The 20,644-nt window shown below is 74.7% G+C and carries 20 protein-coding genes and 2 pseudogenes; 8 read left to right on the forward strand and 14 right to left on the reverse strand.

All coding sequences use genetic code 11. The features are described 5' to 3' along the window. Window positions 1–16: 16 nt before the first annotated feature. Window positions 17–154 (reverse strand): annotated as a pseudogene (locus OSB71_RS17925) (helix-turn-helix domain-containing protein); the annotation flags it as partial. Between the two features lie 263 nt (window positions 155–417). Between OSB71_RS17925 and OSB71_RS17930 the strand changes: the two are divergent. The 3 genes and pseudogenes from OSB71_RS17930 to tgmC all read left to right on the forward strand — a co-directional run bounded on the left by OSB71_RS17930 (window position 418) and on the right by tgmC (window position 2,201). Further along, window positions 418–756: a hypothetical protein gene (locus OSB71_RS17930; RefSeq protein WP_265949241.1), complete on the forward strand. Its 339-nt coding sequence runs from the start codon at window positions 418–420 to the stop codon at window positions 754–756. Window positions 757–976: 220 nt separating this feature from the next. Next, window positions 977–1,087, forward strand: a pseudogene (locus tag OSB71_RS17940) (ATP-grasp ribosomal peptide maturase); the annotation flags it as partial. Then, complete coding sequence (gene tgmC / locus OSB71_RS17945; protein WP_265949245.1) at window positions 1,080–2,201, forward strand: ATP-grasp peptide maturase system methyltransferase; 1,122 nt, start codon at window positions 1,080–1,082, stop codon at window positions 2,199–2,201. The pseudogene OSB71_RS17940 and the gene tgmC, both read left to right, overlap by 8 nt. A gap of 391 nt (window positions 2,202–2,592) precedes the next feature. Here tgmC and OSB71_RS17950 read toward each other — a convergent pair whose 3' ends face one another. Next, the gene (locus tag OSB71_RS17950) at window positions 2,593–5,112 is read right to left on the reverse strand and encodes an ATP-dependent Clp protease ATP-binding subunit (protein ID WP_265949246.1); all 2,520 of its coding nucleotides are present in this window, start codon (window positions 5,110–5,112) and stop codon (window positions 2,593–2,595) included. Window positions 5,113–5,591: 479 nt separating this feature from the next. On the opposite strand from OSB71_RS17950, the gene OSB71_RS17955 reads away from it, so the two are divergent. After that, on the forward strand, window positions 5,592–6,086 hold the full coding sequence (locus OSB71_RS17955) for a hypothetical protein (RefSeq protein ID WP_265949248.1): 495 nt from the start codon (window positions 5,592–5,594) through the stop codon (window positions 6,084–6,086). Here OSB71_RS17955 and OSB71_RS17960 read toward each other — a convergent pair. The 10 genes from OSB71_RS17960 to OSB71_RS18005 all read right to left on the reverse strand — a co-directional run bounded on the left by OSB71_RS17960 (window position 6,017) and on the right by OSB71_RS18005 (window position 14,461). Further along, a complete protein-coding gene (locus tag OSB71_RS17960; RefSeq protein WP_265949250.1) occupies window positions 6,017–6,355 on the reverse strand; it encodes a histone-like nucleoid-structuring protein Lsr2 in 339 nt (112 codons plus the stop codon). The genes OSB71_RS17955 and OSB71_RS17960 overlap by 70 nt on opposite strands. Before the next feature lie 327 nt (window positions 6,356–6,682). Then, window positions 6,683–7,213: an amino-acid N-acetyltransferase gene (locus tag OSB71_RS17965; protein ID WP_265949251.1), complete on the reverse strand. Its 531-nt coding sequence runs from the start codon at window positions 7,211–7,213 to the stop codon at window positions 6,683–6,685. Between the two features lie 9 nt (window positions 7,214–7,222). Beyond that, window positions 7,223–7,615 carry a BlaI/MecI/CopY family transcriptional regulator gene (locus OSB71_RS17970; RefSeq protein ID WP_265949253.1) on the reverse strand — a complete coding sequence of 131 codons (393 nt, stop codon included), beginning with the start codon at window positions 7,613–7,615 and terminating at the stop codon, window positions 7,223–7,225. 108 nt (window positions 7,616–7,723) lie between these two features. Next, on the reverse strand, window positions 7,724–7,918 hold the full coding sequence (locus tag OSB71_RS17975; protein WP_265949372.1) for a hypothetical protein: 195 nt from the start codon (window positions 7,916–7,918) through the stop codon (window positions 7,724–7,726). A gap of 157 nt (window positions 7,919–8,075) precedes the next feature. After that, window positions 8,076–8,696: a hypothetical protein gene (locus OSB71_RS17980; RefSeq protein WP_265949254.1), complete on the reverse strand. Its 621-nt coding sequence runs from the start codon at window positions 8,694–8,696 to the stop codon at window positions 8,076–8,078. 155 nt (window positions 8,697–8,851) lie between these two features. Beyond that, window positions 8,852–9,658: a type III pantothenate kinase gene (locus OSB71_RS17985; RefSeq protein ID WP_265949256.1), complete on the reverse strand. Its 807-nt coding sequence runs from the start codon at window positions 9,656–9,658 to the stop codon at window positions 8,852–8,854. Window positions 9,659–9,661: 3 nt separating this feature from the next. After that, window positions 9,662–10,717 (reverse strand): carboxylating nicotinate-nucleotide diphosphorylase, encoded by a 1,056-nt coding sequence (gene nadC / locus OSB71_RS17990; RefSeq protein ID WP_265949257.1) that lies wholly within the window; start codon window positions 10,715–10,717, stop codon window positions 9,662–9,664. Window positions 10,718–10,719: 2 nt separating this feature from the next. Beyond that, entirely contained in the window at window positions 10,720–12,492 is a 1,773-nt protein-coding gene (locus tag OSB71_RS17995) for an L-aspartate oxidase (RefSeq protein ID WP_265949259.1), read from the reverse strand. After that, entirely contained in the window at window positions 12,489–13,523 is a 1,035-nt protein-coding gene (panC, locus tag OSB71_RS18000) for a pantoate--beta-alanine ligase (protein WP_265949261.1), read from the reverse strand. Before panC ends, OSB71_RS17995 begins: the two co-directional genes overlap by 4 nt. Next, on the reverse strand, window positions 13,520–14,461 hold the full coding sequence (locus OSB71_RS18005) for a Rossmann-like and DUF2520 domain-containing protein (protein ID WP_265949262.1): 942 nt from the start codon (window positions 14,459–14,461) through the stop codon (window positions 13,520–13,522). Before OSB71_RS18005 ends, panC begins: the two co-directional genes overlap by 4 nt. 165 nt (window positions 14,462–14,626) lie before the next feature. Between OSB71_RS18005 and OSB71_RS18010 the strand changes: the two genes are divergently transcribed. After that, on the forward strand, window positions 14,627–15,877 hold the full coding sequence (locus OSB71_RS18010; protein ID WP_416237288.1) for a threonine aldolase family protein: 1,251 nt from the start codon (window positions 14,627–14,629) through the stop codon (window positions 15,875–15,877). Here the strand turns inward: OSB71_RS18010 and OSB71_RS18015 are convergent. Next, window positions 15,864–17,033 (reverse strand): SAM-dependent methyltransferase, encoded by a 1,170-nt coding sequence (locus OSB71_RS18015; protein ID WP_416237289.1) that lies wholly within the window; start codon window positions 17,031–17,033, stop codon window positions 15,864–15,866. The genes OSB71_RS18010 and OSB71_RS18015 overlap by 14 nt on opposite strands. A gap of 126 nt (window positions 17,034–17,159) precedes the next feature. Between OSB71_RS18015 and OSB71_RS18020 the strand changes: the two genes are divergently transcribed. Together OSB71_RS18020 and OSB71_RS18025 are read left to right on the forward strand one after the other, a co-directional pair. After that, window positions 17,160–18,383 carry a sensor histidine kinase gene (locus tag OSB71_RS18020; protein ID WP_265949264.1) on the forward strand — a complete coding sequence of 408 codons (1,224 nt, stop codon included), beginning with the start codon at window positions 17,160–17,162 and terminating at the stop codon, window positions 18,381–18,383. Between the two features lie 109 nt (window positions 18,384–18,492). After that, complete coding sequence (locus tag OSB71_RS18025; RefSeq protein ID WP_265949265.1) at window positions 18,493–19,173, forward strand: response regulator; 681 nt, start codon at window positions 18,493–18,495, stop codon at window positions 19,171–19,173. 28 nt (window positions 19,174–19,201) lie between these two features. Here the strand turns inward: OSB71_RS18025 and OSB71_RS18030 are convergent, their stop codons facing one another. Beyond that, window positions 19,202–20,311, reverse strand: coding sequence for a DUF5937 family protein (locus OSB71_RS18030; protein WP_265949267.1), 1,110 nt, complete (start codon window positions 20,309–20,311; stop codon window positions 19,202–19,204). A 100-nt stretch (window positions 20,312–20,411) separates the two neighbouring features. On the opposite strand from OSB71_RS18030, the gene OSB71_RS18035 reads away from it, so the two are divergent. Beyond that, window positions 20,412–20,633, forward strand: coding sequence for a hypothetical protein (locus tag OSB71_RS18035; protein ID WP_265949269.1), 222 nt, complete (start codon window positions 20,412–20,414; stop codon window positions 20,631–20,633). Window positions 20,634–20,644: the final 11 nt, after the last annotated feature.

Raw genomic sequence — 20,644 nt, forward strand, 5'->3', positions numbered from 1 at the left:
GCACGGAAAGCCGAGGGTCGGTCTGCCGTTGGCCCCCTTCTAGGTCCTGTACCCAGCGGCGGCTCTGCCCCATCAGCCGGCCAAAATCCGCTTGCGTGAGGCCTCGTCGCTCACGCCAATAGGCGAGGCGCCGCCCGATACCACCGGCCTGCATGATCACCTCTCGTAACAATGCACGCACTTTGCGTGCGCTACGACCGTTGTACCCCTCCTACGGTGCTCACGACCAGCCGGAAGCAGAGGAAGGACTCGCTCATCGTGGGCATCATCAGCAGTGTGGACGGGCAGACCACCAGGGGGCCCCGCACAGCCCCCCTCCACACGTCCCCCGCCTCGGTAGAAAGTACGCCTGCGGCCCCAAGCGCCACGAACCTGTTCCGCCCGCCGTTCGAGCGGCCAACCGCCATGGACGCCGGAGTGCACTGGGACGCCGTTCGTGTCACGGCCGGTGTCGCCGCGCTCGCGTTGCCAGAGCTGGACGAGCAGGAGTGCGGGGCGGTCATCTGTGACGGCTACAACGCGGTCGTCTACTGGCTGGTCCCGGTCCACGCGGCGGACGGGTGGAACCTGGCCGCCGTACGCGTACTGGGCGCTCGGAGCTGTCTCGTCGTGCCCGCCCCGCAGCGCGTTGCGCCTCCCGGAAACTTCTGGTTGCGGCCCTACGACCGCGAGCGGTACCTGACCGATGCCGACGCCCTCCACCGCGCCCTGGCGGCAGCGAGCGTCACCCTCCGGCCGGAGGCGTCGGGTGGGTAGGCCGCTGACGCAGGGATGTTGCTGGCTGTGGTGTGGCCGCATCGGCGTTCCCGTGCTGTGGCTCGGCCCGATCCAGTGGGACGGGCAGACCGTGCCCCTGATGGCGTGCGAACCCTGTGTCGAACGCCTCAGCGGCATGGCGCTGGCGCAACTGCTGGAACACGACCGTACGCCCGTCACGTAGGACGGCATCGCGGGGATCGGCGCCCCGGTACCCAAACTGGAGTGCAACCCCAACGGCCAATGGGCGTGGCTCGAAGACGCGGCCGGACTGCCGATCACACACGCGATCGCAGACCTGTTGGAGAACGGAGCGAGTCGGCATGAGTGACCCCCTGTCGTCGGAACACCTACGCGCCGGCCTCGCGCGGCGCCTGTCCGATACCGGCGCTTTGCACAGCCGGGAGTGGGAAGCCGCCGTGTCGTCGGTTCCCCGCGAGTCGTTCCTCTCGCGCGGCTGGTTCGAGTACGAAGACGGCGGGTGGTACCGGCCCGCGGCCGGAGATTCCCCGGGCGGACTCGCGCGGGTCTACGAAGACGAAACCCTTGTGACGCAGGTGGCCGGGGGCGTCTTCCCCGATCAGGTTGATGGGCGCATCGCGGCGGCCCCCTCTTCGTCGTCCACCATGCCGGGTCTGGTCGTGCGGATGCTCGAAGACCTGCGGGCGGGCGAGGGGACGCGCGTTCTGGAGATCGGCACGGGGACGGGCTACTCGACGGCGCTGCTGTGCCATGTCGTCGGCGAGGACAACGTGACCACGGTCGAGGTCGACGCTGAGGTGTCCGCCCGTGCCGGAATCGCGCTGGCGGGCACTGGGTACTGGCCTGCCCGCGTGGTCGGTGACGGACTGGCGGGCCACAAGGAGGGCGGCCCGTATGACCGCGTGATCGCCACGTGCGGCGTGCACACCGTGCCGGCCGACTGGCTCGCCCAGACCCGTCCCGGGGGTGAGGTCCTGGTCACGGTCGGCGGATGGATGCACGCGTCCGAACTCGTGCGGCTCACGGTCGCCGACGACGGCACGGCCTGCGGCCCGGTCCTCGGCGGACAGGTCTCGTTCATGCTGGCCCGGCCCCACCTTCCGCCCCCGCTGGGCATCCTGCCGAACCTCGGCGAGGGGGACGCGGTGCCCGCCGAGCTGGGCGCGGACGTGCTCGACGACTGGACCGCCCGGTTCGTCGCGCAGTTCGCCGCGCCGCGCGCACAGCGGCTCACGCTGGAACGTGAGGGCCGGACGGAACACGTCGTGATCGACGTGGACGCCGAGGCGTGGGCGGTCGTCTTCCAGGACGGCGGCCGGTGGATGGTCCGGCAGGGCGGCACGGCGCGCCTGTGGGACGGGATCACCGAGCGCGTCACGCGCTGGCAGGCGGACGGGCGTCCGCCAGCCGACCGTATGCGGCTGCATGTCGGCGCCGACGGGCAACGCCTCGCCTGGGCGTAGCCGCGGACTGCAGCCTCCGTGACGCCCCGTCCGTCGTTTCCCCACCGCGGACGGGCGGGGCTTGCTTGCGCACTCGGGGCGCGCTCCTGCGATACCCGCTCGGGCTTCTGCTCGGCCAGGTACGTACCGTGCCCGTGCACCGCGGGCGTTATCGCCGGGCCATGCGCGGCCACGTGGCCAGTCGTCGTGCGCCACGCGTGCGCGCGGGAAGCACGATCGCGTCATGCGCGCGCGTCCACACCGCCCACCGTGCGCGCAACGGGCCGCTGGGCGCACGGTGGCTCGTCCGTCGGAGGCAGGGGCGCGCGGCGGGAAGGGGCGAGGACGACGAACGGCCCCGGTGTCCGGGGGACACCGGGGCCGCTGGCCGACGGGGGTTCGCGCCCCGGTGTCAGCCTTCCTTCGTCATGTTGGGGCCGCCCGCGGCCTCGACCGGCGGGGCGTCCGGCAGGGGGGCCTTCTCCTCGCCGCGGAAGGTGAACTTGGCCGTGTCGCCCTCGCCCTCGGTGTCGACGACGACGATGTGGCCCGGGCGCAGCTCGCCGAAGAGGATCTTCTCCGAGAGCGCGTCCTCGATCTCCCGCTGGATCGTCCGGCGCAGCGGCCGGGCGCCCATGACCGGGTCGTAGCCGCGCTTGGCCAGGAGCTGCTTGGCCTCGCCGCTGAGCTCGATGCCCATGTCGCGGTCCCGCAGCCGGTCGTCCACCTGGTTGATCATCAGGTCGACGATGCGGATGATGTCCTCCTGCGAGAGCTGGTGGAAGACCACCGTGTCGTCGACACGGTTGAGGAACTCCGGGCGGAAGTGCTGCTTCAGCTCGTCGTTGACCTTGGCCTTCATCCGCTCGTACCCGGTCTTCACGTCGTCCTTGGCGGCGAAGCCGAGGTTGAAGCCCTTGGAGATGTCCCGGGTGCCGAGGTTCGTCGTCATGATGATGACGGTGTTCTTGAAGTCCACGACCCGGCCCTGGGAGTCGGTCAGGCGACCGTCCTCCAGGATCTGCAGCAGGGAGTTGAAGATGTCCGGGTGGGCCTTCTCGACCTCGTCGAACAGGACGACGGAGAACGGCTTGCGGCGCACCTTCTCGGTGAGCTGGCCGCCCTCCTCGTAGCCGACGTAGCCGGGAGGCGAGCCGAACAGCCGGGAGACGGTGTGCTTCTCGCTGAACTCCGACATGTCCAGGGAGATCAGCGCCTCCTCGTCACCGAAGAGGAACTCCGCGAGCGTCTTGGACAGCTCCGTCTTCCCGACCCCGGACGGGCCGGCGAAGATGAACGAGCCGCCGGGGCGCTTGGGGTCCTTCAGGCCCGCACGCGTGCGCCGGATGGCCTGGGAGAGCGCCTTGATGGCGTCCTCCTGGCCGATGACGCGCTTGTGCAGCTCGTCCTCCATGCGCAGCAGCCGCGAGGACTCCTCCTCGGTCAGCTTGAAGACCGGGATGCCGGTGGACGCGGCGAGGACCTCGGCGATCAGCTCCTCGTCGACCTCGGCCACGACGTCCATGTCGCCGGCCTTCCACTCCTTCTCCCGCTTGGCCTTCTGCGCCAGCAACTGCTTCTCGCTGTCCCGCAGGTTGGCGGCCTTCTCGAAGTCCTGCGAGTCGATCGCGGACTCCTTCTCCCGGCGGACGTTCGCGATCTTCTCGTCGAACTCGCGCAGGTCCGGCGGAGCGGTCATACGGCGGATGCGCATCCGCGACCCGGCCTCGTCGATGAGGTCGATCGCCTTGTCCGGCAGGAACCGGTCGGAGATGTAGCGGTCCGCCAGCGTGGCCGCGCCGACCAGGGCGGCGTCGGTGATGGAGACGCGGTGGTGCGCCTCGTAGCGGTCCCGCAGGCCCTTGAGGATCTCGATGGTGTGCGAGAGCGAGGGCTCGGCGACCTGGATCGGCTGGAAGCGGCGCTCCAGGGCGGCGTCCTTCTCCAGGTGCTTGCGGTACTCGTCCAGCGTCGTCGCACCGATGGTCTGCAGCTCGCCGCGCGCCAGCATCGGCTTGAGGATGCTCGCCGCGTCGATCGCGCCCTCGGCCGCGCCCGCGCCGACCAGGGTGTGCAGCTCGTCGATGAACAGGATGATGTCGCCGCGGGTGCGGATCTCCTTGAGCACCTTCTTCAGACGCTCCTCGAAGTCACCGCGGTAGCGCGAGCCGGCGACCAGCGCGCCCAGGTCGAGGGTGTAGAGGTGCTTGTCCTTGAGGGTCTCGGGCACCTCGCCCTTGACGATGGCCTGCGCCAGCCCCTCGACGACGGCCGTCTTGCCGACGCCGGGTTCGCCGATGAGCACCGGGTTGTTCTTGGTGCGGCGCGACAGCACCTGCATGACGCGCTCGATCTCCTTCTCGCGCCCGATCACCGGGTCGAGCTTGGACTCGCGCGCGGCCTGCGTCAGATTGCGGCCGAACTGGTCGAGGACGAGCGACGTCGAGGGGGTGCCCTCGGCGGGGCCGCCCGCGGCGGCCGTCTCCTTGCCACCCGAGTAACCGGAAAGCAACTGGATGACCTGCTGGCGCACGCGGTTCAGATCGGCGCCCAGCTTCACCAGGACCTGGGCGGCCACGCCCTCGCCCTCGCGGATCAGGCCGAGCAGGATGTGCTCGGTGCCGATGTAGTTGTGGCCGAGCTGCAGGGCCTCGCGGAGCGAGAGCTCCAGCACCTTCTTGGCCCGGGGAGTGAAGGGGATGTGGCCGGACGGGGCCTGCTGGCCCTGGCCGATGATCTCCTCCACCTGCTGGCGGACCGCCTCAAGAGAAATCCCGAGGCTCTCCAGTGCTTTGGCGGCGACACCCTCGCCCTCGTGGATCAGACCCAGGAGGATGTGCTCGGTGCCGATGTAGTTGTGGTTGAGCATCCGGGCCTCTTCCTGAGCCAGGACGACAACCCGCCGCGCGCGGTCGGTGAACCTCTCGAACATCGTTAATCGCTCCTCAGAGCGGTCAGTCAGTAAGGGGTAGGTCCCCTCCCTGTCCTTCCGCAGCTTAGTCCCGCAACGGGGGACCGCTCATTCCTACTGCCGACACCCACACCCGGGCTCCTGCCCCGGGCGGGCGACACCAGTGCCAACCCGATGGTGCGAGACGATGTTCCCGCAGGCCAAGCGGATGCACCCGCTTTCAGTACGCCGACGGCGAACGCCTCCCCGTCGACACGCCCGCCCCCGGACGGCGCCCTCCGGAGCCACACCGCCGTGACCACTAGTGATGTCTTACCCCCGGCGGGTGCGGGTCCATGCCCGGGGCGGGGAGGTCATCCGCTATGGGCGAACACCGGCCGGACACCGAGCGGACACCGGCGCGCCCGGACGCGGGCGGTGGGAGCGGCACCCCGTACACGTCTCGTGTGCACGCGTCAACCCTGGGTTACCCGGAGGGGCGACGCGGCGTTGCTCACGGCATGGACGCACGATGCGCGGGAAGCGCCTACGACTACCTGGAGCTGCCGCTCGACGCCGGGGTGGCGCTGCTGCGGCGCGGGGTGCCCAGCGGCGCCGTGGAGTGGGATGCGCCGGGGGCCCGGCTGCGGGTCCGGGTGCCGCCGGGCAGCGCCGAGGAGCTGCCCGGGCTGCTGGAGTGGCTGCAGTGGGGCGGGGTGCGGCTGGAGCTCACCGCCCGGCCCGGGCCGCGCTGCGCGCGGTGCGCCGCCACCGGCGCCGACGCGAGGGCGGGGGGCGCCGGGTGCGGCTCCCGGGGGGCCACCGTGTCGCTGCGGCCCCCCGAGGGAGATGCGGGACGGGACGGCGTCGAGGCCGACCTCGTCCGGCTGGTCAGCGCGGCGGCGACGGAGTGCCACCGGGCCGTGCTGCACCGGAGTGCCTCCGGTCAGCCGTTCGCCTTCTCGTACGCCTCACGGATCTCGGCCGGCACGCGGCCGCGGTCGTTGACGCTGTAGCCGTTCTCCTTGGCCCACGCCCGGATCTTCGCGGTGTCCTGGGTGCCCCCCGAGGAGGACGCCCGGGCCTTTCCGCGACCGCCGCCGGAGGCCTTACCGGTGCGGCGACCGGCCTTGACGAATTCGGCCAGGGATTCCCGGAGCTTCTCCGCGTTCGCGGTGTTGAGGTCGATCTCGTAGGTCTTGCCGTCCAGGGCGAACGTCACCGTCTCGTCCGCCTCGCCGCCGTCGAGGTCGTCGACAAGAAGTACTTGAACCTTCTGTGCCACCAGTCTGCTCCCCATCGCACTTCCGCGCCTGATCACACGGACTGGGCGCGATAACCGAATACTGATATCGACAACGACAGCAAACAGCTTTTCCGGGGAAAACACAAACCCTCGGCCGAGTTTGCCCGCGGGAGCGCGTGGATTGCCGGGAGGATTCGGACATAGGGGCCACGGTCGTGACGGCGTCGTGATGCCTTCGTGACAAGGCCGACGGCCACCCGCTGAGTACCGCCGACTACGCGGAAGCACCCGGCGGGACACGCGGGGCCGGTTACCCCGCCGCGCGGAAACCCGGTTACCCGGACCGCGGCACTCCGGCGGCGGTCGTCACCACAGGTGCAGCAGCATGCGGCTGTTGCCCAGGGTGTTCGGCTTGACGCGTTCCAGGCCGAGGAACTCCGCGACGCCCTCGTCATAGGAGCGCAGCAGCTCGCTGTAGACATCGCCGTCGACGGGCGTGTCCCCGATCTCGGCGAATCCGTGCTTGGCGAAGAAGTCGACTTCGAACGTCAGGCAGAAAATGCGCCGCACGCCCAGCCGCCGGGCGGTTTCCAGCAGCTTCTCCAGGAGCAGCCTGCCGACGCCGGTGCCGCGCGCGGCCGGGTCCACCGCCAGGGTGCGCACTTCCGCCAGGTCCTCCCACATCACGTGCAGGGCGCCGCAGCCGACCACCGCGCCGTCCCCGGCCCGCTCGGCCACCCAGAACTCCTGGATGTCCTCGTAAAGCGTCACGGTGGCTTTGTCGAGCAGGATCCGGTCGCGGGCGTAGGCGTCGATCAGGCGGCGCACGGTACGCACATCGCCCGTCCGCGCGCGCCGGATCGTGACGGCGTTCTTCCCGCTTATCTCTTCTGCCATGCCCGCACGCTATCGCTCGTCGGCGTCGGTCAGCCGCACGCCATTGAGTTGCACCACGCGCAGGGCGTCGCGCAGGGCGTCGGCCTGTTCCGGCGACAACATGCCGAAGAAGGCGACGAGAGTGGCGGCGGCGTTGTCACTGCGCGACCACGCCTCGTTCATGAGGGCCGCCGCGTAGGCCGCCCGGGTGGAGACGGGCTCATAACGATAGGCGCGGCCCTCCTGCGCGCGCCGGAGCCAACCCTTCTGGTGAAGGTTGTCCATTACCGTCATGACGGTCGTGTAGGCGATCCGCCGTTCCCGCTGCAGATCCTCGAGAACTTCCCGCACGGTGACCGGGCGGTTCCACCGCCATACCCGGGTCATGACGGCGTCTTCCAGCTCACCCAAAGGTCGGGGCACGTCTCGATGATAGTCACGGGCACGAAAAAGAGGCGGAGCCATGGGCTCCGCCTGGTGTGTTCCGCCGTATCGCGATGGCCGGCGCCGCCGCGCTGCGCGGCCCCGGGCTCAGGCGCGGGCGTCCGGCTCGGCGGTCTCCGCGCGGGCGTACGCCGCGTCCACCGCGGCGTCTTCCTTGGCTTTGTTGGCCCCGCCCTGGCTCTTGACGATCGTCACGATGAGGGCGGTGAAGGCCACAGCCATCACCGCGGAGGGGGTCAGTGCGGCGATGTACTCCATACCTGGCTCCTCGATCTTCTGCACGTTCCTCCAGAGTAGAGCCTGCCCCCTTATCAGATTCGTCCCCGCCGCCTCCACCCCGTGTGGTCTTCCCCACGTCGCGCCGGGAGCCACCGCTCGCACCGGACGCCGGGGCCCGCGCCGCGGGGGCCCGGCGCGCCCGCGGTGGCTCCCGGGCGCGTCAGGCCGTCAGGGCGTGGGACTCCTCGGGGCGCCGGGGCCCGCGGCGCGGCGGGAAGACCTCGCCGGGAGTGGGGACGGGGCGGCGGGCGGGGCGCTCGCGTGCGGGCTCGGGTGACGCGGGCGGCGGCGCCGGCACCGGTCCGGGCGCGGGCTTCTTGCGCGGCTCCCGCTCCTCCTCGGCCTCGGCCTCGGCCAGCCCGCCCGGCAGGGCCAGCAGACGCCGCCGGGCCACGGGCAGGGCCGCGCGGACGAGCAGCTCCATGCGGCGCGCGGACTCCTGGGCGCCGGTGCGGTCGGCGCACAGGCGGCGCAGCGCGGTGACGTCCTCGTCGGCCGGGACGTAGCCGGCGTCCAGCGCGCCGCGCAGCCGGGCGAGGTAGCCGGTGGCCGAGCCGGGCAGCGCGTCGCGGTAGCGGGCCACGTCGTCGAAGAGGAAGTCGCGCAGGCGCCGCCCCTCGCGGGTCGCGTCGTCCACGGCCAGGGCGAGGTGGAGGCACTCCCGGATCTCCTGGGCCGGGAGTGCGGCGGACTGGAGGGCACAGGCGAGGGCACGGCGGAGCACGCACAGCTCCTCCGCGCTGAACGCCATGCCGCCTCGGGAACCATGTGGCGTGGGCATAGTGCGACTTTAAGTGCTAAACGGACGAAATGCCCCGACGGCGCGCCCGTGCGGCCCCACTCCGCCCCGGCCACCTCGCCCGGAGCCGCGCCGAGCCCCGTTCCGGGCCGGCGCCCGCCGCGCCCAAGGCCGCGTCCGCCCGGACGGGGCCCGGCTCACAGGCGGGAGGCGTTGCGCTCGTAGACCAGCCGCAGGCCGACGAGGGTGAGCCAGGGCTCGTGCTCGTCGATGACCGAGGACTCCCCCAGCACCATGGGCGCGAGCCCGCCGGTGGCGATGACGGTGACGTCGTCCGGGTCGCCGCCGGGCGCCGTCAGCTCCCGGGCCATGCGCTCGGCGACGGCGTCCACCTGGCCCGCGAAGCCGTACAGGATGCCGGACTGCATCGCCTCGACCGTGTTCTTGCCGATCACCGAGCGCGGGCGGGCCAGCTCGATCTTGCGCAGTTGCGCCCCGCGCACGCCGAGCGCCTCGACGCTGATCTCGATGCCGGGGGCGATGACGCCGCCGACGTACTCGCCGCGCGCGGAGACCGCGTCGAACGTCGTCGCGGTGCCGAAGTCCACCACCACGCACGGGCCGCCGTACAGCTCCACGGCGGCGACGGAGTTGACGATGCGGTCGGCGCCGACCTCCTTGGGGTGGTCGGTGAGCACCGGCACGCCGGTCTTCACGCCGGGCTCGACCAGGACGGCGGGGATGTCGCCGTAGTAGCGCCGGGTGACCTCGCGCAGCTCGTGCAGCACCGAGGGGACGGTGGAGCAGATGGCGATGCCCTCGATGCCCTCGCCCAGCTCCATGCCCAGCAGCGGGTGCATGCCCATCAGTCCCTGGAGCAGCACCGCCAGCTCGTCCGCGGTGCGGCGGGCGTCGGTGGAGATGCGCCAGTGCTCGACGATCTCCTCACCGTCGAAGAGGCCGAGGACGGTGTGGGTGTTCCCGACGTCGATCGTCAGCAGCATGGCTCACTCCCCGGTTCCGTCGCGCAGGTCCAGGCCGATGTCGAGGATGGGGGCGGAGTGGGTGAGCGCGCCGACGGCCAGGTAGTCCACGCCCGTGGCGGCGTAGGCGGCGGCGTTGTCCAGCGTCAGCCGCCCGGAGGACTCCAGCGCGGCCCGGCCCGCGACGAGGGCGACGGCCTCGGCGGTCCGCTCGGGGTCGAAGTTGTCCAGCAGGATCAGGTCGGCGCCCTCGGCGAGCACCGGTTCGAGCTGGTCCAGGCGGTCGACCTCGACCTCGATCGGCAGGTTGGGGAACTCCTCGCGCACGGCCCGGAAGGCGGCGGCGACGCCGCCCGCCGCGACGACGTGGTTGTCCTTGATCAGCGCGGCGTCCGACAGCGAGAACCGGTGGTTGACGCCGCCGCCGCAGCGCACGGCGTACTTCTCCAGCGCGCGCAGCCCCGGCGTCGTCTTGCGGGTGTCGCGGACCCGGGCCCGCGTGCCGGCCAGCGCGTCGGCCCACGCGCGGGTGGCGGTGGCGATGCCCGAGAGCCGGCACAGCAGGTTCAGCGCGCTGCGCTCGCCGGTGAGCAGGTCGCGGGTGCGGGTGCGCACCGTCAGCAGCTTCGTGCCCGCCGCCACCCGGTCGCCGTCCTCGACGTGCCGCTCGACCTCGAACGCGTCGGTGCAGACCACCGAGAGCACCGCCTCGGCGACCCGCAGGCCCGCGACGACGCCCGCCTCGCGCGCGGTGAAGTCGCCCGCGGCCACCGCGTCCTCGGGGATGGTGGCGACGGTGGTGACGTCCACACCGTGGTCGAGGTCCTCCTCGATGGCCAGGTGCGCGATGTCCTCCACCTGCACGGGGTCGAGGCCGGCGGCGGTCAGCAGCGCGGCGAGGTCGGGGTCCAGGCCGCACTCCAGCGGGTCGAGTCCGGCCTCCCCGGCGGACTCGTCGGACTCGGCGAAGGACGCGTCGCCGCAGCCGCAGCCGTCTCCGCAGCCGCCGCCGGCGTCGGGGCCGCCGATCTGGAGGAGCGGCAGGTCTACGGTCGTGCGGGGGTCGTCGGGGGCTGTCACGGCTACTCCTGGAGGGCGGCGGGGTCGACCGGCGGGAAACCGGTCGTGTCGGTGGGGCGGAGGGTGAGGGCGGGCGCGGCGTCGGCTCCGGCGGCGCCGGGGCGGGCGTCGGGGTCGAGGGTGACGACGAGGTGGCGGGCCCAGTGGGCGTCGTCGCGGTCGGGGTGGTCCTCGCGCCAGTGACAGCCGCGGGTCTCCGCGCGCCGCCGGGCGGCCGCGACGAGCACGGAGGCCACCAGGTGGAGGTTGGTGGCCTCCCACGCCTCCGTGCCCGGGGCGGCGGGCTCGTCGGCGGCGGCGCGGGGCAGCGCGGCCAGCGCGTCGGCGGCCTCCGCGAGACTGGCCGCCGAGCGCAGGACGCCCGCGCCGCGGGTCATGACGCGCTGCACCGCGGTGCGGGCGCCGGGCGGCAGCAGCGGCGTCGTGCGGTGGGCGACGGTCAGCGGACCCGGGTGCCCGTCCCCGGCGGCGCCGCCCGCGGGAGCCGCCGCGGGAGCCGCCGTGTCGGGGGCCGTGATCGCCTCCGCGATGCGCTCGGCGAAGACCAGGCCCTCCAGCAGCGAGTTGGACGCGAGCCGGTTGGCGCCGTGCACGCCGGTGCAGGCGGCCTCCCCGCACGCGTACAGGCCCGGCACCGTGGTGCGCCCGCGCAGGTCGGTGCGGACGCCGCCGGAGGCGTAGTGCGCGGCCGGGGCGACCGGGATCGGCCGCGTCACCGGGTCGATGCCGTGGGCGCGGCAGGCGGCGAGGATGGTGGGGAAGCGCTCGCCCCACATCGCCGCGCCGAAGTGCCGGGCGTCGAGGAACACGTGGTCGGTGCCGCGCTCCCGGCAGCGGCGCATGATGCCCTTGGCGACGATGTCGCGCGGCGCGAGCTCGCCCAGCTCGTGCTGCCCGGTCATGAACCGCACGCCGTCGGCGTCCACCAGGTGGGCGCCCTCGCCGCGCACCGCCTCCGAGATCAGCGGCTGCTGGCCGCGCGCGCCCGGCCCCAGGTAGAGCACGGTGGGGTGGAACTGGACGAACTCCAGGTCGCTGACCTCCGCGCCGGCGCGCAGCGCGAGGGCCACGCCGTCGCCGGTGGAGACGGCCGGGTTGGTGGTGGCCGAGAAGACCTGGCCCATGCCCCCGGTGGCGAGCACCACGGCCGGGGCGTGCACGGCGCCGACCCCGTCGTGCCGGCCCTCGCCCATCACGTGCAGGGTGACGCCGGCGGCGCGCCCCGCGGCGTCCCGCAGCAGGTCCAGCACGAGCGCGTGGTCGACGGTGCGGATGCCGGCGGCGCGGACGGCGTCCAGCAGGGCGCGGGAGATCTCCGCGCCGGTGGCGTCGCCGCCCGCGTGCGCGATGCGGCGCCGGTGGTGGCCGCCCTCGCGGGTCAGCGCGATCCGCCCGGTCTCCGGCGCGGTGTCGAAGACGGCTCCGGCGGCGATGAGGCGGCGCACGGCGGCCGGGCCCTCGGTGACCAGGGTGCGCACGGCGTCCTCGTCGCACAGCCCGGCGCCCGCGGTGAGCGTGTCGGTCAGGTGCTGCTCGGGGCTGTCGCCCTCGCCCAGCGCGGCGGCGATGCCGCCCTGGGCCCACCGGGTGGAGCCTTCGCCCAGGTCGGTCTTGGTGACGATGACGGCGGTGCGGCCCGCGGCGGCGCAGCGCAGGGCCGCCGTCAGTCCGGCCACGCCGGAGCCGACCACGACGACGTCCGCCTCGATCGCCCAGCTCGGCAGCGGGGCGGCCAGGCGTATGCCGGGGGCGTGGGTGGCGGGCGCGAGGTTCATGGGGTCGCTCCGGTAGGGCCCCCGAAGCAGAGGCGGATGTTGTCGATGAGCCGGGTGGTGCCGACCCGGGCGGCGACGGCGAGCACCGCCTCGCCGGTGTGGCCGTCGCCGACGTCGGTGAAGTCCACCGGGTCGACGAGGGCGAGGTAGTCCACCTCCAGCCGGCGGCCGGCCTCCTCCAGCACCGTCCGCGCGGCGGCCAGGGCGGCCGACGGGCGGCCGTGCGCGTGGGCGAGCGCGTGCGCGTCCGCCGACGCGCGCGACTCGCCCACCTTCGCCAGCGCCGCCGCCCGGCCCTGGTGGGCCCCGGCGGCCTCGGCACGGGCCCGCAGCGCGGACTCGGCCGTCATCCGGTCGCGGGCGGCGAACAGCGCGCGCGAGAGCGCCAGCGCGGTGCGGCGCTCGTGCGGGGCGAGGTAGCGGTTGCGGCTGGAGAGCGCCAGCCCGTCCGGCTCGCGCACGGTCGGCACGCCGGCGATCTCCACGGGGAAGTTCAGGTCCCGCACCATGCGGGTGATGAGCGCGAGCTGCTGCGCGTCCTTCTCCCCGTACAGCGCGACGTCGGGCGCGGTCAGGTGCAGCAGCTTCGCGACGACGGTGAGCATGCCGTCGAAGTGGCCGGGCCGGTGCGCGCCCTCCAGCCGCTCCCCCGTCGGGCCCGCGGAGATCCGCACCCGCGGCTCCCCGCCGGGGTAGACCTCGGCCACGGACGGGGCGAAGACCACGTCGGCGCCCGCCGCCGCCGCGACCTCCAGGTCGGCGTCCAGGGTGCGCGGGTAGCGGTCCAGGTCCTCGCCCGCGCCGAACTGCAGCGGGTTGACGAACACCGTCACCACCACCTGCCCGGCCGGGCCCACCCGCGCCCGCGCGGCGCGGACGAGCTCGGCGTGCCCGGCGTGCAGGGCGCCCATCGTCATGACGACGGCGCGCCGGGCGCCCGGGCGGGGCTCGGCGCCCGGGCGGGGCTCGGCGCGCAGCTCGGCGGCGGTGCGCAGTAGGCGGGGCCCGGCGGGCGGGGGGCTGGGCGTCATCGGGGTCCTCCGTCGGTTCCGGCCGCTCCCGGCGCGGCGTCCGACAGGACGTCCAGCAGGTCCTCGGCCAGCTCCGGCCTGAGCAGCCCGTGGGCCAGCGCCCGGTCGGCGGTGGTGCGGGCCATCGCCACGTAGCCGGAGACCATGTGCGGGGCGTGGCGGCGCAGCTCGGCCAGGTGGGCGGCCACGGTCCGCGCGTCGCCCCGGGCGACGGGCCCGGTGAGCGCGGCGTCCCCGGAGCGCAGCGCGTTGTCCAGCGCGGCGCCCAGCAGCGGCCCGAGCATCCGGTCGGGGGCGGCGACGCCGGACGCGCGCAGCAGCTCCTCGGCCTGCGCGACCAGCGTCACCAGGTAGTTCGCGCCCAGGGCCAGCCCCGCGTGGTACAGCGGCCGAGCCTCCTCGGCCACCCACTCCGGCTCGCCGCCCATCTCGATCACCAGCGCCTCGGCCGCCAGCCGCAGCTCCTCGGGCGCCGTCACGCCGAACGCGCACCCCGCCAGCCGCTGCACGTCCACGCCGGTGCCGGTGAACGTCATCACCGGGTGCAGCGCGAGCGGCAGGGCGCCCGCGCGCAGCGCCGGGTCCAGCACGGCCGTGCCGTACCGCCCGGAGGTGTGCACGAGGAGCTGGCCGGGGCGGACGGCGCCGGTCTCCGCGAGCCCCGCGACGAGGCCGGGGAGGGCGTCGTCCGGGACGGTGAGCAGCACCAGTTCGGCGCGGGCGAGCACGTCGGCCGGGTCGAGCAGGGGCACGCCGGGCAGCAGTTCGGCGGCGCGACGCCGGGAGGCGTCCGACACCCCGGAGGCGGCGACCGGGCGGTGTCCGGCCAGCGCGAGGGCGGCGGCGAGCGCGGGGCCCACGCGGCCGGCGCCGACCACGCCCACGCGCAGTCGCGCGGGGCGCTCCTGGGCGCCGCGCGGAGCGGGCTGTTCGTTCACGGGCTTTCGTGCCTTCCGTTCCAGTCCGCGGGTTCGGTACCGGACGTCGCCTCTCATGCTAGACGCTGGCGCCGCGCGCCCCGGCGGAAGCGCCCGGATCGTGGACCGGAGCCCCGTCGCGCCGAGGGGCGGACGGCGGCGGCGGGCGGGTGTGAGGATGCCGGGATGAGTGACGACGCGAGCGACGACAGCGCGAGGGCCGACGAGGCGAGGGCCGACGAGGCGGTGGATGCCGGGACGGACGCCGGGACGGACGCCGGGACGGATGCCGGGACGGACGCCGGGACGGATGCCGAAGCGATGGCCGAGCGGCGGCTGGCGGCCTGGCGGGCGGCGGGGCGCAAGCTGTCCGCCGGGCTGGTGCGGCCGCTGGCGGAGCGGCTGGCGGACGTGGGCGCCGCGCTGGAGGCCGCCGGGGTGGCCGAGGGGTGGACGGACCTCTACGGGAACGGGGTGGTCGAAGCCGTCGAGGAGCGGGTCGCCGGTCTGCTGGGCAAGCCCGCCGCCGTCTGGTTCCCCACGGGGACGATGGCCCAGCAGGCGGTGCTGCGCTGCTGGGCGGGCCGGACCGGCAGCCTCGCCGTCGGCCTGCACCCGCTGGCCCACCCGGTGCGGCACGAGCGGGACGCGCTGAGCCGGCTGAGCGGCCTGCACCCCGTGCCGGTGGGCGGCGGCGAGCGGCCGGTCACGGCGGAGGACGTGCGGGCGGTGCCGGAGCCCTTCGGCACGCTCGCGCTGGAGCTCCCGCTGCGCGACGCCGGGTTCCGGCTGCCGACGTGGGAGGAGCTGACGGACACGGTGGCCGCCGCCCGCGAGCGGGACGCCGTGGTGCACGTCGACGGGGCGCGGCTGTGGGAGTGCGCGACGTGGTTCGGGCGTCCGCTGGCGGAGATCGCGGAGCTCGCCGACTCGGTGTACGTGTCGTTCTACAAGTCGCTGGGCGGCCTGTCCGGGGCCGCCGTCGCCGGGCCGGAGGACGTCGCCGCCGAGGCCCGGGTGTGGCGGCACCGGTACGGCGGCCAGCTCTTCCAGCAGTGGCCGGCCGCCGTCACCGCGCTGGCCGGGCTGGAGCGCGAGCTGCCGCGGCTGCCCGCGTACGTGGCGCAGGCCAGACGGGTGGCGGCCGCGCTGCACACCGCGTTCGGGGCGGCCGGTGGACCGCCCTGGTACGCGGTGCTGCCCGAGGAGCCGCACACCCACCAGTTCCAGGTGTGGCTGCCCTACCCGGCCGACGTGCTCGACGAGGCCTCGGTGCGCCAGGCCGAGGAGAGCGGCACGGCCCTGTTCGGCCGCTGGCGGGACCGGGACGGCGTGCCCGGCGCGGCGATGACCGAGTGCACCGTCGACGCCCCCGGCCTCGCCTGGACGGAGGCCGACGTCCACTCCGCCGTCACCGACTTCCTCACCCGCCTGTGACCCGCCCCCCGTCCTGACCGGCCCGGCCCGCGCCCCGCGCACCCGGGGCGCCGGGTCCGGCCAGGGGGTCGGGGATGGCGACGGGCTCGCTCAGCCAGTGGTGGGCGCCCAGGCCCGTGGCGTCCAGCAGCTCGGCCGCCTCGCCGGCGCGGGCGAGCGCCCGCACGTACCCGGCCGGGTCGGTGCGGGCCAGCGCGAGCGGCGGACGCCCGGCGGCCACCCCCAGCCGGGTGAGCGCCGTGCGCTGGGACAGCAGCAGCGCGCCGGGGCCCGCGCAGGCGTCGAGCGCGACGTGGGCGGTGACGTCGCGGGAGCCGTCCGGCACCGGGGGCACCGCCCGCCCGGCGCGGTAGCCGGTGAGCGTGCCGAACGGCGGCCGGTCGGCGGCGGTGTGCGCGTAGTCGACGGCGACGGCGAGCCCGGCGTCGAGCGCGCCGACCGCGCGGCGCCAGGCGGCGTCCCGGGGCCGTCCGATCTCCGCGCGCAGCCCCGGCTCCGGGCCCGCGGGCCACCAGCGCGCCAGCCACCGCGCGTCCGCCCCGGCCACCGGCGGCCCGAGCCGCTCGGCGCCGTCGGCGCGGACGAGCACACGGCGCCAGCGCCCGTCGGAGTCGGTCTCGGCCACCTCGCAGGCCACGTTGTCCAGCCACTCGTTGGCGAAGAGCAGCCCGCGCAGGCCCCGGGGCACCCGCGCGCGCCACCGCACCCGGGGGTCGAGTCCGGCCGGGCGGGCCGCGCGCTCGACGGCGACCGGGCGGACCCGCCGGGCGACGTCGGCGGGCAGGGCGGCCAGCACACCGGTCAGCAGCTCGCCGCGGCCCGCGCCGACGTCCACCAGCGCCAGCGGCGCGGGGCGGCCGAGCGCGGCGTCCACCCGGCACAGCAGTGCGGCGACGGCCTCGGCGTACCGCGGCGAGGCGTGCACGGAGGTGCGGAAGTGCGCGCCGGGCGCCTCATGCACGAAGAAGCCGTCCGGCCCGTACAGCGCGCGCTCGGTGGCCTCCCGCCAGCCGGTGAAGCCGCCGGGGGCCGGGCCGCAGCGGCCGGCCCCACCGCCGGTCCCGCCGCCGTGGCCGCCGCCCGGGCCGCCGCCGTGGCCGCCGTCCGGGCCGCCGTCGTGGCCGCCGTCCGGGCCGCCGTCGAAGTGCTCGCTCACGCCGCCCACGGTAGGCCCGTCGCGACCTGGTCCCACCCCGCGTCCACCCTGGGGACTAGGCGGACCGCGCACGGATCGGCCCTCCGGTTGACCCGAAGGGCGCAACATCTGTTTACGCTGGGTTACGTGCACCGGCTCTACGAGTTCCTCCGCAGACATCCCATGTGGGTGGACGGCTTCTGGGCCGCCTGCCTGCTGCTGATGTCCGCGCTGTGGCTGGTGAGCGAGGCGTCGGCGGGCCCGTACACCCGCCTGGAGCGCTGGCAGGTGCTCTCCGCCGTGCCGATCTCGATGACCCTGTGCGCGGTGGTGTGGCTGCGGCGGCGCTGGCCGGAGTGGATGCTGGTGGCGGCCGGGGCCGCGGGCGTGGCCCAGCTCGCCGTGGGCGTCTTCGCGGTCGTCCCGGACTTCGCGATGCTCGTGATCGTCTTCACCGCCGCCTCCGGGCGGGTGCGCTGGGCGTCGCGCTCGGCCCTGGTGGGCGCCTTCGTCGCGCCGACGCTCGCCACGCTCTTCCTCTTCCCCGGCGGCGAGGGGTCCAGCACCTTCAGCGACGTGGTCGGCACCGTCTTCCTGACCGTCTGCTTCCTGCTGGCCTGGGTGCTGGGCGACTCGCTGCGCACCCGGCGCGCCTACTACGTGCAGTTGGAGGAGCGCGCGGCCCGGCTGGAGCGGGAGCGGGAGGCGCAGGCGAAGGTGGCCGTCGCCGCCGAGCGGGCCCGCATCGCGCGCGAGCTGCACGACGTGGTGGCGCACAACGTGTCCGTCATGGTGGTGCAGGCGGACGGCGCCGCCTACGTGCTGGACACCGCGCCGGAGCAGACCCGGCAGGCGCTGGAGACGATCTCCGGCACCGGCCGGCAGGCGCTGGCCGAGATGCGCCGCCTGCTGGGCGTGCTGCGCAGCAGCGAGGACGGGGACGGGGGCGAGTACGTGCCGCAGCCGGGCGTGGAGCAGCTCGCCGAGCTGGTCGAGCAGGTGCGCGGCACCGGCCTGACGGTGGACTTCCACGTCGAGGGCACCCCGCGGCCGCTGCCCAGCGGCGTGGAGCTGACCGCCTACCGCATCGTGCAGGAGGCGCTGACCAACACCCGCAAGCACGGCGGTCCGGAGGCCGGGGCCCGGGTGCTGCTCACCTACGGCTCCGACGAGCTGGACCTGCTGGCCGAGGACGACGGGCGCGGCGCGCAGGCGGAGCTGTACGAGGAGGGCGGTGCCGACGGGCTCGGGCACGGGCTGATCGGCATGCGCGAGCGCGTCGGCATGGTCGGGGGGCGGCTGGAGGCCGGCCCGCGGCCCGGCGGCGGCTTCCGGATCAGCGCCCGCCTTCCGCTGGCCGGCCGGACCTGACCCCGGTGGCCGGAGCGGCACCGCCCAGCCCCGCCCACCCGCACCACAAGCACCACACACACCACACGCACCATCCGCACGATCCACGACCGTTCGAGAAGAGGGCCCCATGACCGTCCGCCTGATGCTCGTCGACGACCAGGCGTTGCTGCGCACCGGCTTCCGCATGGTGCTCGACGCCCAGCCCGACATGGCCGTCGCCGCCGAGGCCGGGGACGGCGCGGAGGCGCTGGAGACGCTGCGGAGCACCGCCGTCGACGTGGTGCTGATGGACATCCGCATGCCGGTCATGGACGGCGTCGAGGCGACCCGGCGCATCTGCCAGGAGGGCGCGGGCGGCCCCGGCGACCCCCGCGTGCTCATCCTGACCACCTTCGACCTGGACGAGTACGCGTTCGCCGCGCTCAAGGCCGGGGCCGGCGGCTTCCTGCTGAAAGACGTGCCGCCCGCCGAGCTGCTGTCCGCGATCCGGGCGGTGCACAGCGGGGACGCCGTCGTCGCGCCGTCCACCACCAAGCGGCTCATCGACCGCTTCTCGCCGATGCTGCCCAGCGCGCAGGAGCCGGAGCGCCACCCGGAGCTGGACCGGCTCACCGACCGCGAGCGGCAGGTGCTGCTGCTGGTGGCGCAGGGCATGTCGAACGGAGAGATCGCCGCCCACCTGGTGCTCTCGGAGGCGACGGTCAAGACCCACGTCGGCCGCATCCTCACCAAGCTGGGCCTGCGCGACCGCGTCCAGGCGGTCGTCCTGGCCTACGAGACGGGGCTGGTGCGCGCCGGCGGAGCGTGAGCCCGCACGGCCCCGCCCGGGCGGCGGGTCAGCGGAGCACGGCCTCCAGGAAGTCGCTGCCCAGCCGCGCGGTGCGGGCCACGTCGAGCTGGTGCTGCACGTAGCGGCCGTGGCGGCGCGTGGTGAGCAGACCGGCCGCCCGCAGCGTCCGCAGGTGCCGCGAGACCTCCGGCGCGGTGATCGCCAGCCCCGCGGCCAGCTCCCCCGTCGTGTACGGCGCCCGGGCCAGGAAGCGGCACATGCGCACCCGCACCGGGTGGGCGAGCGCCTCCAGCCGCCGCTCCATCAGCTCGGCCGACTCCGGCCCCGGCCGCACGTCCGACCCGGCCGCCGAGTACTGGATCACCGGACGCCAGCCGGGCGCGTGCAGCACCAGCAGGTGCGGCCAGCCGAGCGCCGTGGGCACCAGCGTGACGCCGGGGCCGACGGCCGGGTCCGTCGCCGTCGTCCGCCCATCGGCCAGCTTGTCGACGACGATGCTCTCGCCGTGGGCGTCCTGCCGCAGCGCCACCACCGGGGAGACGGCGGCGAGCGCGGCGGCCAGCCCCTTGTGCCGCAGCAGCTCGCCCTTGTGCCGCGCGTCGGCCGCGAGCTGGCCGCGCACGCGCTGCCAGAGGTCGGCGAAGAACGCCTGCTCGCAGTCTTCCAGCAGGCACCGGATCCAGGCTCGCACCGCCGGCGGGTCGGCCAGCAGGTGCTGGACGAAGTCGAGCTGGCGCGGTCCGCGGGCGGCGGCCCGCTCCAGGGCCCGTTCCCCGGCGGCCGCGTCCACCAGCGGCGAGGGTCCGCCGCGGCCGTAGTCGACGGAGCAACTGATCTCCAGCGCGGCGGACACGTACCGCTCGTCGTCCATCTCGTCGACCGCGTCCAGCTCCTCGGTGAGCGTCGCGCCGGGCACGCTCTGGTGGGGCAGCAGGATGTCCGAGATCGTGGAGCGCCACAGGAAGTCCGCCTCGGCCAGCCGCCCGGCGAGGTCGGGCTTGAGCGCGGCGGCGGTCGTCGTCGTCCAGCCGTGCAGGCCGGGGTGGTGCGCGGGCTCGGCGAGCGCGTGCAGGGCCACGCCGAGCTCGGCCAGCGGGGAGGGCGCGAACAGCACGCGTTCGCGCGGCAGCGAGGTGATGTCGATGACGACGCTCATGGACCCATCGTGCCCGCCGCGGGGCGCGGGCCCGGCGTCGATTGAGCGGTTCCGTCAATCGGCGTGCCGCCGGGTCCGCAGGCGGCGCACCGTCGAGTCCATGAGCTTCCACGCCGAGTACACATTGGCCCTGTACCGCGCCGCCCAGCGGGGCGACGTCGACTCCTGGCCGCCCGCACCCGGCGCGCACGACTGGCGCGCCCTGCGCGAGCTGGCCGACGCCGCCCGGGAGACGCGCCGCCCGGAGTGGGGGCGGCGCGCGCCCCGGGCCCGGTGGCGGCGGCGGCTGCGTCCCCGGCGGCGCCCGGCTGCCTGCCGGTGAGCGCCCGGCGA

The organism is Streptomyces marinisediminis, assembly GCF_026262575.1.
Classification (GTDB): domain Bacteria; phylum Actinomycetota; class Actinomycetes; order Streptomycetales; family Streptomycetaceae; genus Streptomyces; species Streptomyces marinisediminis.